15 protein-coding genes are annotated in these 15,015 nt (G+C 73.9%); 10 read left to right on the top strand and 5 right to left on the bottom strand.

The features are described 5' to 3' along the window. Nucleotides 1–30: 30 nt before the first annotated feature. A complete protein-coding gene (locus Q7A36_RS21255; protein ID WP_305105753.1) occupies nucleotides 31–1,032 on the top strand; it encodes a LacI family DNA-binding transcriptional regulator in 1,002 nt (333 codons plus the stop codon). Nucleotides 1,033–1,098: 66 nt separating this feature from the next. On the opposite strand, the gene Q7A36_RS21250 is transcribed toward Q7A36_RS21255, so the two are convergent. Continuing rightward, entirely contained in the window at nucleotides 1,099–1,941 is an 843-nt protein-coding gene (locus Q7A36_RS21250; protein ID WP_305105752.1) for an amidohydrolase family protein, read from the bottom strand. A gap of 59 nt (nucleotides 1,942–2,000) precedes the next feature. On the opposite strand from Q7A36_RS21250, the gene Q7A36_RS21245 reads away from it, so the two are divergent. The 3 genes from Q7A36_RS21245 to Q7A36_RS21235 all read left to right on the top strand — a co-directional run bounded on the left by Q7A36_RS21245 (nucleotide 2,001) and on the right by Q7A36_RS21235 (nucleotide 4,405). Continuing rightward, entirely contained in the window at nucleotides 2,001–2,426 is a 426-nt protein-coding gene (locus Q7A36_RS21245) for a secondary thiamine-phosphate synthase enzyme YjbQ (protein WP_305105751.1), read from the top strand. A 115-nt stretch (nucleotides 2,427–2,541) separates the two neighbouring features. Further along, entirely contained in the window at nucleotides 2,542–3,426 is an 885-nt protein-coding gene (locus tag Q7A36_RS21240) for a sulfurtransferase (RefSeq protein WP_305105750.1), read from the top strand. Between the two features lie 16 nt (nucleotides 3,427–3,442). Continuing rightward, entirely contained in the window at nucleotides 3,443–4,405 is a 963-nt protein-coding gene (locus Q7A36_RS21235; RefSeq protein ID WP_305105749.1) for an SMP-30/gluconolactonase/LRE family protein, read from the top strand. 12 nt (nucleotides 4,406–4,417) lie between these two features. Here the strand turns inward: Q7A36_RS21235 and Q7A36_RS21230 are convergent, their stop codons facing one another. Together Q7A36_RS21230 and Q7A36_RS21225 are read right to left on the bottom strand one after the other, a co-directional pair. After that, nucleotides 4,418–5,014 carry a malonic semialdehyde reductase gene (locus Q7A36_RS21230; protein WP_305105748.1) on the bottom strand — a complete coding sequence of 199 codons (597 nt, stop codon included), beginning with the start codon at nucleotides 5,012–5,014 and terminating at the stop codon, nucleotides 4,418–4,420. 83 nt (nucleotides 5,015–5,097) lie between these two features. Further along, nucleotides 5,098–6,027 carry a LytTR family DNA-binding domain-containing protein gene (locus Q7A36_RS21225; RefSeq protein WP_305105747.1) on the bottom strand — a complete coding sequence of 310 codons (930 nt, stop codon included), beginning with the start codon at nucleotides 6,025–6,027 and terminating at the stop codon, nucleotides 5,098–5,100. Between Q7A36_RS21225 and Q7A36_RS21220 the strand changes: the two genes are divergently transcribed. Beyond that, nucleotides 6,026–7,306, top strand: coding sequence for an acyltransferase family protein (locus Q7A36_RS21220; RefSeq protein ID WP_305105746.1), 1,281 nt, complete (start codon nucleotides 6,026–6,028; stop codon nucleotides 7,304–7,306). The genes Q7A36_RS21225 and Q7A36_RS21220 overlap by 2 nt on opposite strands. On the opposite strand, the gene Q7A36_RS21215 is transcribed toward Q7A36_RS21220, so the two are convergent. Next, nucleotides 7,264–7,824, bottom strand: a complete 561-nt coding sequence (locus Q7A36_RS21215; RefSeq protein WP_305105745.1) for a NifU family protein — start codon at nucleotides 7,822–7,824, stop codon at nucleotides 7,264–7,266. The two genes, Q7A36_RS21220 and Q7A36_RS21215, sit on opposite strands and share 43 nt — an antisense overlap. Before the next feature lie 289 nt (nucleotides 7,825–8,113). Here Q7A36_RS21215 and Q7A36_RS21210 point away from each other — a divergent pair, with 289 nt between their 5' ends. Genes Q7A36_RS21210 through Q7A36_RS21200 form a run of 3 tightly spaced genes read left to right on the top strand, consistent with a single transcriptional unit; the run spans nucleotide 8,114 to nucleotide 11,170 of the window. Further along, a complete protein-coding gene (locus Q7A36_RS21210; RefSeq protein WP_305105744.1) occupies nucleotides 8,114–9,139 on the top strand; it encodes a cytochrome-c peroxidase in 1,026 nt (341 codons plus the stop codon). 19 nt (nucleotides 9,140–9,158) lie between these two features. Then, entirely contained in the window at nucleotides 9,159–9,518 is a 360-nt protein-coding gene (locus Q7A36_RS21205) for a cupredoxin domain-containing protein (protein WP_305105743.1), read from the top strand. A gap of 17 nt (nucleotides 9,519–9,535) precedes the next feature. Next, nucleotides 9,536–11,170, top strand: a complete 1,635-nt coding sequence (locus tag Q7A36_RS21200) for a methyl-accepting chemotaxis protein (protein ID WP_305105742.1) — start codon at nucleotides 9,536–9,538, stop codon at nucleotides 11,168–11,170. Nucleotides 11,171–11,356: 186 nt separating this feature from the next. On the opposite strand, the gene Q7A36_RS21195 is transcribed toward Q7A36_RS21200, so the two are convergent. After that, nucleotides 11,357–11,812: a GlcG/HbpS family heme-binding protein gene (locus Q7A36_RS21195; protein ID WP_305105741.1), complete on the bottom strand. Its 456-nt coding sequence runs from the start codon at nucleotides 11,810–11,812 to the stop codon at nucleotides 11,357–11,359. A 148-nt stretch (nucleotides 11,813–11,960) separates the two neighbouring features. On the opposite strand from Q7A36_RS21195, the gene Q7A36_RS21190 reads away from it, so the two are divergent. Together Q7A36_RS21190 and Q7A36_RS21185 are read left to right on the top strand one after the other, a co-directional pair. Beyond that, nucleotides 11,961–12,518 (top strand): RecX family transcriptional regulator, encoded by a 558-nt coding sequence (locus tag Q7A36_RS21190; protein WP_305105740.1) that lies wholly within the window; start codon nucleotides 11,961–11,963, stop codon nucleotides 12,516–12,518. A 374-nt stretch (nucleotides 12,519–12,892) separates the two neighbouring features. After that, the gene (locus tag Q7A36_RS21185) at nucleotides 12,893–14,881 is read left to right on the top strand and encodes a methyl-accepting chemotaxis protein (protein WP_305105739.1); all 1,989 of its coding nucleotides are present in this window, start codon (nucleotides 12,893–12,895) and stop codon (nucleotides 14,879–14,881) included. Nucleotides 14,882–15,015 lie beyond the last annotated feature (134 nt).

Raw genomic sequence — 15,015 nt, 5'->3', positions numbered from 1 at the left:
ACCGATCCCAGTCCCGCGGAGCCCGCGGGCATGACCGCCAGCATCAAGGACGTTGCCAAGGCCGCCGGGGTTTCCCCGGCCACCGTCTCCCGCGCCCTCGGCAAGGGGCCAGTGAGCGAGGCGCTGCGCGCCCAGGTGCTGGAGGCCGTGCGGGCGACCGGCTACCGGCCGAACCTCGCGGCGCGGCGGCTGCGCTCGCAGGAGACGGGCACCGTCGGGCTGGTCGTCGCCGATATCGGCAACCCCTTCTTCACCGGCGTCGCCCGGGCGGTGGAGGAGGCCGCCTACCAGGCCGGGCTGCGCGTCATCCTCTGCAACACGGACGAGGATCCCGAGCGGGAAGCGATCTATCTCCGGCTGATGCAGGAGGAGCGGGTCACCGGCCTGATCCTGGCGCCGACCCTGGTGACGGCGGAGCGCCTGGCCCGCCAGCCCCTGGCGATGCCGGTGGTCCTCATCGACCGCCCCGGCCCGCCCGGGCGGTATGACAGCGTGCTGCTGGACAATGCCGCGGCCAGCGCGGCGCTGGTGGACCACCTGGTGGCGCAGGGCTGCCGGCGCATTGCCGGCGTCTTCGGCCGGACCAGCGGCACCGGCGTGGAGCGCGCGGCCGGCTACCGCGCCGCCATGGCGCGGCATGGGCTGGATGCGCGGGAGGAATTCGCCCTGCCGCAGGTCGCGGCGGCGGAGGCGGCGCTGGCCGCGCTGCTCGCGGGGCCGGCGCGGCCGGAGGCGGTGATCGCCAGCAACTCCTTGCTGCTGATGGGCCTGCTGCAGGCCATCCGCGCCGCGGGCCTGCGCATCCCGGAGGACCTGGCGCTCGCCGGCTTCGACAACGAGTCCTGGACCGGGCTGGTCGAACCCGGGCTGACGGTGATCGAGCAGCCCCTGCAGGAGATCGGCCGCGTGGCGATGAGCCTGCTCTTCGACCGGCTGCGGACGCCGGAGGCGCCGGTGCGCAAGGTGATGCTCGGCGGCCGCTGCGTGGTGCGGGGCTCCACGGCGCGCCGGGCGATGGCGGCGCTGCCCTAGAGGGTTGGACGCGATGCGGCGATGCCCGCTGGACGGCGCCGCGGCCGCCCATGCCGGGGCGCGCGGTCAGCCCGCCGCGGGCGCCCAGCCATAGACCCGCTGCACCGCCCCGCCCATCAGCATGGCACGGTCGCTGTCGGAGAGCCGGTCGGTCCGGCGGAAGGCCTCCACCGCATCGGCATAGCTCAGCAAGGCGACCGCCCGGGTCCAGTCGGTGCCCCAGAGGCACCGCTCCAGCCCGAAGGCGTCGAAGATGCGGCCGAGCGGGTCCCAGATGTCGTCATAGGGGAAGGGCCGGTGCGAGAGGGTGCAGGCGCCGGTGACCTTCACCGCGACATTCGGGTGCGGCGCCAGGGCCAGGAGCTTCGGCAGGTCGGCCCAGGGCTGCGCCGGCACGGGCGGCTCGAAGGGCTGCTGCAGCCCGAGATGATCGACGACCAGCAGCGTGTCCGGATTCCGCGCGGCCAGTTCGGCGACCTGGTCCAGCCGCCCCCAGGCCAGCAGGTTGACGGGCATGCCATGCCGCGCCGCAGCGGCCAGCACGCGGTTGATGCCGGGATCTGCCGGGTCGCTCGGCACGGCGCCGCGCAGCATGATGCGGATCGCGACCGTCCCCGGCGTCGCCACCCAGTCGGCGATGGTCTCCCCGACGCCCGGATCGGCGGGGTCCACCGGCTTGATCAGCGCGAAGCGGCCGGGATGCTGCCGCTGCACCTCGATCGCGTAGCTGGCGTCGTAGCGGTACATGGTGTGGACGGAGACGAGAAGCGCGCCGTCCACGCCCACCGCATCCATGGCGGCGACCATGTCGTCGCCGGTAACCTCCGGCGGGCCGTGCAGCGCCTCCACCCAGGGGCGGCCCGGATGGTTGCGCTCATAGGCATGCACCTGTGCGTCGATGACTGGCATGGCATCCTCCCCACCGGAATATGGCGCCCGCGCGGGCGCGCCTGGCAAGGAGCCGAGGCATGGAACAGCGGCTGCACCGCATCGAGGTCGCGACGCGCGGCCGCGGCCTGACCGAGATCACGCGCGAGGTCCGCGGCTGGGTCGCCGGCACGGGCCTCGGCACCGGGCTGCTGACCCTCTGGTGCCGGCACACCTCGGCCTCCCTGCTGGTGCAGGAGAATGCCTCGCCGGATGTCCGGACGGACCTGGAGACCTTCCTGCGCCGCCTGGTGCCGGATGGCGGCGACGGCCGCTACCGGCACGAGGAGGAGGGGCCGGACGACATGCCGGCGCATATCCGCGCCGCGCTGACCCAGACCCAGCTTTCCATCCCCGTGGCGGAGGGGAGGCCGGTGCTCGGCACCTGGCAGGGGATCTACCTCTACGAGCACCGGACCAGCCCGCATCGCCGCGAGTTGGTGCTGCACCTGCTCGGCGAGGCCTGACCGGCGCTCGCTTGCCGCCGGCCGCGCGGCGGGTGCACCCTCGGTGTGGTCCATGTCAGAGCGCAAACCTCAAGCGGTTTGCTTGGGCCGCAAGAACGGCCCGGAGGAGACGCCGATGCCCGAGACGCCGCGCTACGCCCATCCCGAGGCCATCGTCACGACGGAGTGGCTGGCGGCCAACCTCGCCGCGCCCGGGCTGCGCGTCTTCGACTGCACGACCTACCTGATCTACGAGACCGGCACCGGCCGGCCCTACCGCGTCGAGAGCGGCCGCGCCGACTACGACAAGGGCCACATCCCCGGCTCCGGCTTCCTCGACCTGCAGGGGGAGCTGTCGGACACCTCCAGCCGCTTCAATGTCACCATGCCGGCGCCGGAGGACCTGGCGGCACGTTTCGCGGCCAAGGGGATCGGGCAGGACAGCCGCGTGGTCCTCTATTCCCGCAAGAACCCGCAATGGGCGACGCGGGTCTGGTGGATGCTGCGCGCCATCGGCTTCGACGATGCGGCGGTGCTGGATGGCGGCTTCGACAAGTGGAGCGTCGAGGGACGCCCGCTGGAGGCGGCGGAGACGCGCTACCCGCCGGCGCAACTCGAGGCCCGGCCGCGCCCCGGCCTCTTCGTCGGCAAGGAGACGATGCAGGCCGCGATAGGCGATGCCGGCGCCTGCAGCATCAATGCCCTCTCGCCCGAGCTGCACCGGGGCGAGATCCCGCGCTACGGCCGCCCGGGCCGCATCCCCGGCAGCGTGAACGTGCCCGCCGCCGCGCTGCTCGACCCCGCCAGCCTCACCTTCCGGCCGCCGGAGGCGGTGGCGCAGGCCTTCCAGGTGGTCGGCGCCGACCCGTCCCGGCGCATCCTGCTGTATTGCGGCGGCGGCATCGCGGCGACGCTGGATGCCTTCCTGCTGCACCAGCTCGGCTACCGCGACCTCGCGGTCTACGACGCCTCCATGAGCGAATGGGCGAAGGACGAGAGCCTGCCGATCGAGCAGGGCTGAGGGAGGGGGACCCGGCATGCAGCAGGACAGCAGGCAGGCGGCGCGCTGGGATTCGGGCGCGCCGATCCGCTACCCCGATCCGGACGTGCTCGTGCTCGACCCGCGCTTCGAGGCGATCAAGCTCGGCCATGCCGCGATCGAGCGCATCGCCACCGGCTTCCGCTTCACCGAGGGGCCCATCTATTACGGTGACGGGCGCTACCTGCTCTTCTCCGACATCCCGAACGACGCGCTGCTGCGCTGGGACGAGATCACCGGCGCCGTCGCCACCCTGCGCCAGCCCGCGGGCTATCCGGACGGCAATACCCGCGACCGGCAGGGACGGCTGGTCACCTGCGAGCTCGGCACGCGCCGCCTGACCCGCACTGAGCATGACGGCACGGTCACCGTGCTGGCGGAGGCCTTCGGCGGCACGCGCCTGACCGGGCCGAACGACGTGGTTGTGAAGTCGGACGGGACCATCTGGTTCAGCGACAACGGCGCCGGCATCCGCGGCAATTACCTCGGCGACAAGGCGCCGCAGGAACTGCCCTTCCGCGTCTACAGGTACGATCCGGCAAGCGGCGGCCTCTCCATCGCCATCGACGACATGGCGCGGCCGAACGGCCTCTGCTTCTCCCCGGACGAGCGCCGGCTCTATGTGGTGGACACGCCCGGCGGCCCGCGCATCACGCGGGTCTACGACATCGAGGACGGCCGCGCGGTGAACGGCCGCCTCTTCTTCGACGACCAGCCGGGCTGGGCGGATGGCATCCGCTGCGACACGGAGGGCAATGTCTGGGCCGGCATGACCGGCGGGCCGGGCCGCGACGGCGTCGCCGTCTTCGCGCCCGACGGCACGCTGATCGGCCGCATCCTGCTGCCGGAACGCTGCGCCAACCTCTGCTTCGGCGGCCGCAAGCGCAACCGGCTCTTCATGACGGCGAGCCAGTCGGTCTATGCGCTCTATGTCGAGGCGCAGGGCTGCCCGGGCGGGTAGCCCGGGCGCCGGCTATTCCAGCCGGCAGGCCTCGTCGAAGGCGAGGCGCGGGTTGCGCGGCGGCAGCCCCTCCGGCTCGCCATAGCCGAGATTGACCAGGAAGTTCGACCGCCAGTTGGTGCCGGTGAGGAAGGCCTCGTCCACCTTCCAATTGTCGAAGCCGCTCATCGGGCCGCAATCGAGGCCGACCGCCCGCGCCGCCAGGATCAGGTAGGCGCCCTGCAGCGTGCCGTTGCGCGTGCCGGTCTGGTCGGCCAGCGACCAGTTGTCGGCGAACCAGCCCCTGATGTCGGCCTGCGGCCAGAGGGTGGGAAGCTGCTCGTAGAACTTGCTGTCGGTGGCCACGATGGCCGTGACCGGCGCGGCCATGGTCGTCTCGACATTGCCGGGCGAGAGGGTGGGGCGGAGCTTCTCCTTCCCCTCCCTGGTGCGGATGAAGACGAAGCGGGCCGGGGAGCAATTGGCGCTGGTCGGGCCCCATTTCAGCAGGTCGTAGAACTCCTGCAGCACGGTGTCCGGGACCGGCCGGTCCTGCCACTTGTAATGGGTGCGGGCATTGCGGAAGAGCAGGTCGCGCGCGGCATCGTCGAGCTGGCCATCCTGGGGCATCGGCGGGTCTCCTTGTGGCGGCGGCTTTAGAGCAGATCGCCGCGGGGCGGAATCGGGCCGCGCCCGGCTCCGGCAGTACCGCGTCAGCCGAGCCCGGCCAGCCCGGCCCGGTAGCGCCGGCTGGCCAGCAGGGTCTCCCCGCCCTCCAGCCGCAGCAGCACCTCGCCCGAGGCACGCGGCTCCATCGCCGCGATGGCGGCCGGGTTGACCAGCCGGGTGCGGTGGACGCGCCGGATGCCATGCGGGGCGAGCCGCGCCTCCTCCGCCTGCAGCGTGCCGCGGATCAGGTGCTGCCGGCCGTCGCGCAGCCGGTACTCCACGTAATTGCCGGCCGAGCCGACCCAGAGGATCTCCGCCGGCCGGATCCGGATGCTGGAGGCGCCGTCCCGCAGCCAGAGCGTCGCGGGCGGCGCCGGCGGCGGCGGCAGGGCGGGCGGACGCGCCGGCCGCGCGCCGATCCAGAAGGCCGCGCCCAGCATGGCGAAGGACAGCAGGTCCTTGCGCAGCTCATAGACCAGGCCGGCGGCCGAGGCGTCGAACCGGTAGGGCTCGCCGAGCGCGGCGAAGGCGGCGCCGCGCAGCCCGGCCATGCCCAGCACATGCAGGCCGAAGAAGCCGAGGCCGAGGCTCGCCAGCGCCAGGCCGAGCCGGAGCGGCCGCCCCACCTCCCGCCGCGCCAGGGCGATGCCGCGCGCGAGGACCGGCAGCAGCAGCAGGATGACGAGCCCGCTCGTCGCCTCGCAGAGCAGCGGCTTCGCCAGCCCCGCCGCCTCCCCCCGCCGCGCCGCGTCCTGCGCGAGCGAGAGGGCATTGACCAGGCAGGTGGCGAGCACGAGCGCCCCGGTGGCGGCGAGGAGCCAGGCCGGCGCGCCGCCGCTCGTCCCGCCCGGCCCGCCATCCGTCCCGGCCGCCGTCCCGCCATCCCCGCCGGGCGGCCGGGCATCCCCCGCCGGCTCGACGCCCCGCGGCGGGGCGGCTCCGATGCGGGCCTCCGGACGGGGGATCGCGGGCATGGTGAGCGGCGACAAGGAATGGGGCGGCATGGCAGGGATCGGCATAATCGGGGGCGGCAGGGCGGCCGGACGGCGGATCGATCTCGACTGGCTGCGGATCGGCGCCTTCGGGCTGCTCATCCTCTACCACATCGGCATGCTCTACGTGCCCTGGGACTTCCATGTGAAGAGCGCCCATCGGCTCGTCGCGCTCGAGCCCGTGATGCTGGCCACCAATCCCTGGCGGCTCTCGCTGCTCTTCCTGGTCTCGGGCGCGGTGACGCGGCTGATGGCGGAGCGGATGACCGCCTCTGGCCTGGCGGCGGGCCGCCTCCGCCGGCTGCTGCCGCCGCTGCTCTTCGGTATCTTCGTCGTGGTCCCGCCGCAGAGCTATCTCGAGGCGGTGGAGCGCGCCGGCTATGCCGGGAGCTTCGCGGCCTTCTACCACGACCACTACCTGGCCTTCGGCCTGGAGTTCTGCGGCACCGGCCGCTGCCTGATCCTGCCGACCTGGAACCACCTCTGGTTCGTCGCCTATGTGCTGGCCTATTCGCTGCTGCTGGCGGTGCCGCTCGCCGCGGCGCCCGGCCTGCTGCGGCGGCTGGAGGCGGCGGGCACGGCGGCCTGCGGCGGCATCGGCGTGCTGCTATGGCCCGCCCTGCTGCTGGCCGCGGCCCGCCTCCTGCTCTTCCCCCGCTTCGGCGAGACCCATGCCCTGCTCGACGACGGCTGGGCGCATGCGGCCTATGGCGAGGTCTATCTCTTCGGCTTCGTGCTGGCCCGCTCGGCGCCGGTCTGGGCGGCGCTGGTCCGCTGGCGCCATCTGGCGCTGGCCCTGGCGCTGGCGGCCTATGCGGCGATCCTCGTCCTGCAGGCGCTGCGCGAACCGGGGGTGCCGCCCGGGCCGGACTGGCTGGTCCTCCGCCACCTCGCGCAGGGGATCGACCAGTGGTGCGCGGTGGCGGCGCTGCTCGGCTATGCCCACCGTTACGTCCGGGGCGACGGGCCGCTGCGGCGCTACCTGACGGAGGCGGTCTTCCCCTGGTACATCCTGCACCAGACGGCGATCATCCTGGCCGCGCATGCGCTGAAGCCGCTCGGCCTGCCGGCCGTGGCGGAGGCCGGCCTGGTGCTGCTGGCGACCCTCGCCGCCTGCGGCCTCGGCTTCGAGGCCGGCCGGCGCATCCCGCCGCTGCGGCCGCTGCTGGGGCTCGCGCCCCGGCGGGGCACGGCGCCCGGCAGGCCGGCCGTGGCGGCTCAGGCCTCGACCTGCTCCACCGCCACCACCTCCGGCACGTAGTGGCGCAGCATGTTCTCGACCCCGTGCTTCAGCGTGGCGCGGGAGGAAGGGCAGCCCGAGCAGGCGCCCTGCAGGTGCAGCCGCACGATGCCGTCGCGGTAGCCGCGGAAGACGATGTCGCCGCCATCGCCGGCGACCGCCGGGCGGACGCGGGTATCGAGCAGGTCCTTGATCTGCTCCACCACCTCGGCATCGGCCGGGTCGTAGTCGCCCTCGCCATCCTCGCCCGCGCCTTCCAGCACCGGCAGGCCGGCGACGAAATGGTCCATGATGGCGCCGAGCACCTGGGCGCGCAGCGACTGCCAGCCCTGCGAGCCGTCCTCGGTCACCGTCACGAAGTCGCTGCCGAGGAAGACGCGGGCCACACCCGGCAGGGCGAAGAGGCGGGCGGCGAGCGGGCTGCGCGCGGCGCTCTCGGCGCTGGCGAAGTCGGCGGTGCCGCGCTCGCCCAGGACCTCCCGGCCGGGGAGGAATTTCAGCGTCGCGGGATTGGGCGTGCCTTCGGTCTCGATGAACATGGCTGCGATATCCTGGCGTTCGTCTTTCCGGACCAAATTGGTCGGTTATCACGTCCCATGCAACCCGCGAGACGCGCATGGCGCCTGCGGCGCCGGGGCACGCCTTCTATGTTGGGCGAGCCGATTCAGACCTCCGGCCCTTCGGTCATCGGCACGCGTCGGGCGATCCCGCTTGCGGCAGGCCGCCGCGCTCGCCGGAGCGGCAGGGTGGCGGTTTAATCTACCGGCAAGGCGCTACCGCTAGCCTGACGCGGATGCCCAAGACGACCCCCAAACTGCCATGAGACGGATGCTCGTCGCAGGCCTCGCCGCCCTGCTGCTCGCCCAGGGCGGCAGCGCGCAATCGCAGCGTGCCGGCGGCCCGGCCGCTCCTGCCTCCCGGATCGAGGAACTGCGCCAGAGCTATCGCCGCCCGGCCGAGATCCCCTATCCCGCCGCCAACCCCTTCACGCCGGAGAAGGCGCTGCTCGGGCGCATCCTGTTCTTCGACCCGCGGCTGTCGGGCTCCAACCTCCTCTCCTGCGCCTCCTGCCACAATCCCTCCTTCGGCTGGGGGGACGGCCAGGCGCTGGCGCATGGCCATGGCATGCTGCAGCTCGGGCGGCGGACTCCCTCGGTGCTGAACGCCGCCTGGGGCGCCTCCTTCTTCTGGGACGGCAGGGCGGACACGCTGGAGCAGCAGGCGCTCGGCCCCATCGCCGCGGCCGGCGAGATGAACCAGCCGCTCGACCGGCTCCCGGCCAAGCTCGCCGCCATCCCGGGCTACCGCCCGCTCTTCGAGGCCGCCTTCCCCGGCCGCGGCATCGCCCTCGACGGCATCGCCGCGGCGATCGCCACCTTCGAGCGCGCCGTGGTCTCCGGCCGCTCGCCCTTCGACCGCTGGGTGGAGGGCGATGACGCGGCGATCCCGGATGCCGCGAAGCGCGGCCTGATGGTGTTCAACGACCGCGCCCATTGCGCCCGTTGCCACAAGGGCTGGAACTTCACCGACGACAGTTTCCACGACATCGGCCTGCCGGGCGAGGACCGCGGGCGGGAGGGCTTCCTCGAGGGCTTCGAGGCGCTGCGCCACGCCTTCAAGACGCCCGGCCTGCGCGACATCGCCCGCCGCGCCCCCTACATGCATGACGGCTCGCTCCCGACGCTCGAGGCCGTGACGGAGCATTACGAGCACCGCCGCCTCCAGCGCCCGAGCCTCTCCAACGAGATGAAGCCCTTCTCGCTGACCGCGGACGAGCGCGCCGACCTCGTCGCCTTCCTGCAGACGCTCACCTCCCCGCCGCAGGATTTCGCGGCGCCCGCCCTGCCCCGGTGACCCGCACAGGATGACGCGCATGATCCGCACCCTCTCCCGCCGCCTCGCCTGGCCCGCCCTGCATGCGGCGGCGCTGGCCCTCGCCGGCCTCTCGGCCTGGAGCCTCGCCACCGCCGCCCCGGCGCGGGTCGAGGTGCGGCAGGCCAACAGCAGCTTCGCCCCCGGCACGCTGACGCTGCGCGCCGGCACGCAGGTGGTCTTCCGCAACGACGACCAGCTCGCCCACAACGTCTACAGCCGGACGGAAGGCCAGGCCTTCAACCTCGGCATGGCGAAGCCCGGGGAGAGCGTGGAGCGCGCCTTCGCCACGCCCGGCACCGTCGATATCCGCTGCGCGGTGCATCCGCGCATGCGCCTGACCCTGACCGTCGAACCCTGAACCGCCGGAGCGCCGCCATGACCTTCGGCCGCCGGCTGACCATCGGCTTCGGCCTGCTCGTCGCGCTCTGCGCCCTGGAGGGGGGCGTCGCCACGATCGGGGTGCGCGTCATGGCCTCAGCCGCGCGGGACATGCACGACCTGGAATTCGCCACGGTGCAGGCGGCGCAGACCGCGCTGCTGGCCTTCGAGCGCGCCGACCGCGCGGCGCAGGCGGCGCAGCGCACCGCCGAGCCCGCGGCCGCCGCCCGCCAGGGCCAGGCCTTCCGGGCCGAGCTCGCGGCGCTGCAGGCGTCGCTGGCCGCCGCCGCGGCGCATGCGCCGGAATTCGCCGCGCTGGCGCAGCGCGTCTCCGGCTGGGCGGAGCAGACGGCGGCGCGCATCCCAGGCCTCGGCACCCGCGCGCGGGAGGCGCTGCTGCGGGACGAGCTGCTGGCCGACCAGCGCGACGCCATCCGGCGCGACGTGGAGGACGCGGTCGCCGCCCGCCGCGCCGCGGCGGAGCGGCAGAGCGCGCTGTCGAGCAGCACCGGCACGCTGGTGCAGGCCCTGCTGCTGGCGGTGCTGCTGGCGGCGCTGGCCGGCGGCACCCTGGTCGCGCGCCGGGTCGGACGGCGGGTGGCGGAAGGCTTCCGGGACGCCGTGACCGCGGCCGACCGCGTCGCCGGCGGCGACCTCGCCGCCGCCATCCCGGTCGAGGGCGTGGACGAGCGCGCGACGCTGATGCGGGCGCTGGCGCGCATGCGGGACGAGCTGGCCACCCGGCGCGACGCCGAGGTCGAGCAGCGCCGACTGCTCGAGGCGCGGGCGGCGCGGCTGGATGCGCTGGCCCGCGACTTCGAGGGCGCCGTGACGGAGGCGCTGCAGGCCGTCGCGGCGGCAGCCGCCGAGCTCGACAGCACGGCGGAACGGATGACCGGCCTCGCCGCGGACGGCACCACCCAGGCAACGGCCACGGCGGGCGCCGCCGGCACTGCCTCGACCGAGGTGCAGGCGCTCGCCGCGGCGGCCGAGCAGCTCGCCGCCAGCGTCGCGGGGGTTGCCGCCCGCGTCACCGAGGCGGCCGGGCGGGCGAACGACGCCTCTGCTGCTTCCCATGCGACGAACGAGGCGATGGGCGCGCTGTCCGAAGGGGCAAGGCGCATCGGCGACGTGGTGCAGATGATCGCCGATGTCGCGGCGCAGACCAACCTGCTGGCGCTGAACGCGACCATCGAGGCGGCGCGGGCCGGCGAGCACGGCAAGGGCTTCGCGGTGGTGGCGAGCGAGGTCAAGCAGCTCGCTGCCCAGACCTCCCGCGCCACCGAGGAGATCGGCCAGCAGATCACCGAGATGCAGCGCGCGACCGAGCAGGCCGTGGAGGCGATCCGCGGCATCGGCAGCTCGGTCGAGCAGCTTGCCGGCGTGACGGCGGCGGTCGCCGCGGCGGCCGAGGAACAGGCGGCGACGACGCGGGAGATCGGCCGGGCGGTGTCGGGCGCGGCCTCCAACAGCGATGAGGCGGCGCGGCGCGCCGCGGGCATGGCCGAGGGCGCGGGCCGCACGGGCGCGGTCGCGGCGGAGGTGCGGGAGGCCTCGGGCGCGCTCGCCCGCCGCTCGGCCGCGCTGCGGACGCAGGTGGACGGCTTCCTCGCGGAGGTGCGGGCCGCATAGGACTGGACATCCCCGGCTTGTGCGGACACCGGGTCGGGGATGGTCAGGCTGCGGCGATCTCCATCTGCTCCGGGGTGATGCAGCCGGGCGCCGGATGGAGGCGCCGAGGGTCGTGCCGGACCTCCCCGAAGGCGAACACCTCAGCAGCGGTGCCCACCATCTGCGGGGAGGTCCAGACAGGTAAGATCAGGCCGCGTCGCCGGTATCGGGCCTGAGACCGGCCGCCTCGATGCCGGCAACCGCGCAGACCTCGTCCTGCGCCGAGACATCGCCACTGATCCCGACCGCACCCAGGATCACCCCCTTGGCATCGCAGGCCAGCACGCCGCCCGGCACCGGCACGGCCCGGCCGCCGGCAAGGTCCGACAGCGCGTTCATGAAGCCCGGCATGGCCTGCGCGCGGCGCGCCAGCTCCCGCCCGCCGAGGCCCAGCGCCAGGGCGCCGAAGGCCTTGCCCCGCGCCACGTCCTCACGCAGCAGCGAGGACCCATCCTCCCGCTGCATCGCCTTCACCTGCCCGCCGGCGTCGAGCACCACGACCGTCAGCGGCAGGAGGCCCAGCTCCCGCCCCCTGGCGCGGGCGGCGGCGATGATCGTGTTGGCCTGGTCGAGGGTGAGGCCGTTGATCGGGTAGCTGGCCATGGCGGGTCTCCGGCTGGTGGTGCGAGCGCGGGCTTGTGCCCCGCGGGGCCGGGCGTGGCAATCTGCGGCCATGGCCGAGGAGTCGAGACCGAGCCGCAAGCCCCGCCGCCCGCCCCGCCCCGCCGGTCCGGCGCCGGGAGAGGCCGCGTTGCGCGAAGCGGCGCTGGCGCATCTCGCGCGCTTCGCGGCGACCGAGGCAGGGCTGCGCCGCGTGTTGCAGCGCCGGGTGGACCGCTGGGCGCGCCGCGCGGAGATGGAGGGCGCCGCGCCCGAAGCGATTGCGCCGCAGGCCGCGGCGGCGCGTGCGGCAGCGGTCATGGTGGCGAAGGCGATGGTCGCGGCCGGGGCGGTGGACGACGCCGCCTTCGCCGAAAGCCGGGCGCGGCGGCTGGCCCGCGCCGGCCGCTCCCGGCGGGCGATCGCGGCGCATCTCGGCGCGAAGGGCGTGGCGGCCGGGACGGCTGCCGCGGCGCTGCCGGCGGCGGAGGCCGAGTTGGACGCCGCGCTGGCGCAATGCCGCCGGCGGCGGATCGGGCCCTTCGCCCCGGAGCCGCCGCCCCAGGATCCGCAGGCCGCGCGCGCCGCGCGTCTCAAGGCACTGGCGGCGCTGGCGCGCGCCGGGTTCGGGCGGGAGATTGCCGAGCAGGCGCTCTCGATGGACCCGGCGGAGGCCGAGGACCGGCTGCTCGCGCTCCGGCAGGGGTAGGTCTGCGTCCCTGGCATGTAGCGACCGGAGGCGATGGCCTGCCGCGCGCGCCATCGGGGGCCCATGCGGCCGTCGCGGTGCGGCGCGCGCGTGACAGGGCAGGGGCGCGTTGCACCGCGGCCAGGACGGACGCAATCCGCACCGCGAAATCACAGAAGAATGAGCCAGCAAGGGCGGCCGTGCTCCTGCCGGCGGCGCCCGGCCGGAGGAGATCCCTGGTTCCCAGGCGAATGCCCGAAGGACCAGCGGAGCGCGCCCTCGGGCAAGTTTCGGGCAAGCAACTTGCGCGAGAACCGGGCAGGATGGCGATCCGTCGCGTCGGACGCTGCCTGCGTGACAGCGCCTGCGCCCCCGGGGGTCCGATGTTCGACCACATGTCCATCCGAAGCAAGCTGCTCGCGGCCTTCGGAACGCTCATAGCCCTCATCCTCGCGGTCGGCGGCTTCTCCGTCATCGAGCTCCGTGGCCTGAACAGCGAAGCGGCCGAGATTCGCGACAACTGGCTGCCGAGCGTCGCAGCGCTCGGACGGATGACCGAGATCGCGACGAGGCACCGCCAGTTGCAGGCGACGGTCATGCTGGCGCCCAATGCGGAGGTCAGGGCGGCGGAGGAGAAGCGGCTCGTCGCCGCCCAGGACGCCCTGGAGACGTCGTGGCGCGACTACAAGGGACTGATCTCGCCCGGCGAGGAGCAGCGGCTGGCCGACACGGTCGACCGTACCCTCCGCGAATACCTCGCGCTCACCGACCGCAACATGGCCTATGTCCGCGGCGGCGACAGGGATGCCGCCATCGCCTTCTATTTCGGTGAGGGGCGGCGCGGGTTCACGGCGTTCCGCGACGCCGCGTCGCGCGACCGGGACTTCAACGCCGACTCCGGGAAGGCGGCGGCCAACCGGGGCGAGGCGGCCTACCGGAAGGCCATCTGGTTCATCGGCCTGCTCCTGGCGGGCGCGGTCGCCCTCGGCGTGGCGGCGGCGCTCTGGCTGGGCGGCCATGTCGGACGTTCGGTGACCGGGCTGGCCGCGGCCATGCGTCGCCTTGCCGCGCGCGACTACGGCTTCGACCTGCCCTGGAAGTCCCGGGGCGACGAGATCGGCGACATGGCGCGGGCGCTCGAGGAGTGCCGCACCGGATTGCACGCGGCCGACGGCATGGCGGCAGCCCAACTCGCAGAGCGTGCCGCCAAGGATCGCCGGCAGGCGGCCATGGACCGCAACACGACGGATTTCGGCACCAGCATCTCGGGCGTGATGCAGCGGCTGACTCAGACCGCGGCCACCATGCGGGACGCGGCAGCCGAGATGACCGCCTCGTCGCAGCGCACCGAGCAGAGCGCGTCGACGACGGCGCATGAAGGCGAGCAATCCTCGCGCAACCTGTCGGCGGTCGCGGCCGCGACGGAGGAACTCTCGGTGAGTGTCGACGAGATTTCGCGGCGGGTGACGCAGGTGGCGAGTTCCGCGCGGGAGGCGGTCGGGCGGGCGAAGGTCACCGACGAGACCGTGGGCGGCCTGGCCGAGGCATCGCAGCGGATCGGCGAGGTCGTGCGGCTGATCACCGACATCGCCGGGCAGACCAACCTGCTGGCGCTGAACGCGACGATCGAGGCGGCCCGCGCCGGGGAGGCCGGCAAGGGCTTCGCGGTGGTGGCCGGCGAGGTCAAGGCGCTGGCGGAGCAGACGGCAAAGGCGACCGAGGAAATCGGGCAGCAGATCCATTCCATCCGCAGCGCCACCGACGGTGCCGTCCTGGCGGTGCGCGGCGCCGTCGAGGCGATTGCCCGCGTCGACGACGTGGCCGCCGCCATCGCCGCTGCCGTCGAGGAGCAGGGCGCTGCGACGCGCGACATCTCCGCCCGCGTGCAGGACGTGGCCGGCGCCTCCAGCCGCGCGATGCGGGCCATGAACGAAGTTTCAGCCATCGCGAAATCGGCCGGCGAAACCAGCCAGCAGGTGCAGGAGGCGGCGGATGGCGTGGGCCAGGTGGCCTGCACCTTGCGCTCCGAGGTCGACCACTTCCTGGCGGCAATGGCGAAGGACGGGGAGGATGACCGTCGCCGCTACGAGCGCATCTCCGGCCAGGGCATGCGCGTGACGCTGCGTTCCGCAGGCCAGGGCGAGGTCGGGGCCGTGGTGAGGGACATCTCGCGCGGCGGTGCCGCCCTGCAGACCGATTGGAACCTTGCGTCGGGCGCCGACTTGCAGGTGGAATTTTCGGACCGGCGTGGAGCGGTTCCGGCGCGCGCGGTTCGGGCGAGCGGCGGCGTCCTCGCCATCGCGTTCCGCCAGGATGCCGAGACGATTGCCCAGGTGGATGGGGTGCTCGACAGGCTGGGACACGCAGTGCCCGTCGCGGCATGATCCAACGCGGGCGAATGGAGCGGGGCTCTCCTCCCGCCGCCTGAGCACGCGGTCGAGGGCAGGGCGCAACGGGAAGCCCGGGCTGCCGACCCGGGGCCGGAATGCACGTCATTCGTTGGCACGAGCGGGGAGGG

This window comes from Paracraurococcus lichenis (assembly GCF_030657435.1).
In the GTDB taxonomy this organism is placed as follows: domain Bacteria; phylum Pseudomonadota; class Alphaproteobacteria; order Acetobacterales; family Acetobacteraceae; genus Paracraurococcus; species Paracraurococcus lichenis.
This window is presented reverse-complemented; position numbering and strand designations above follow the sequence as displayed.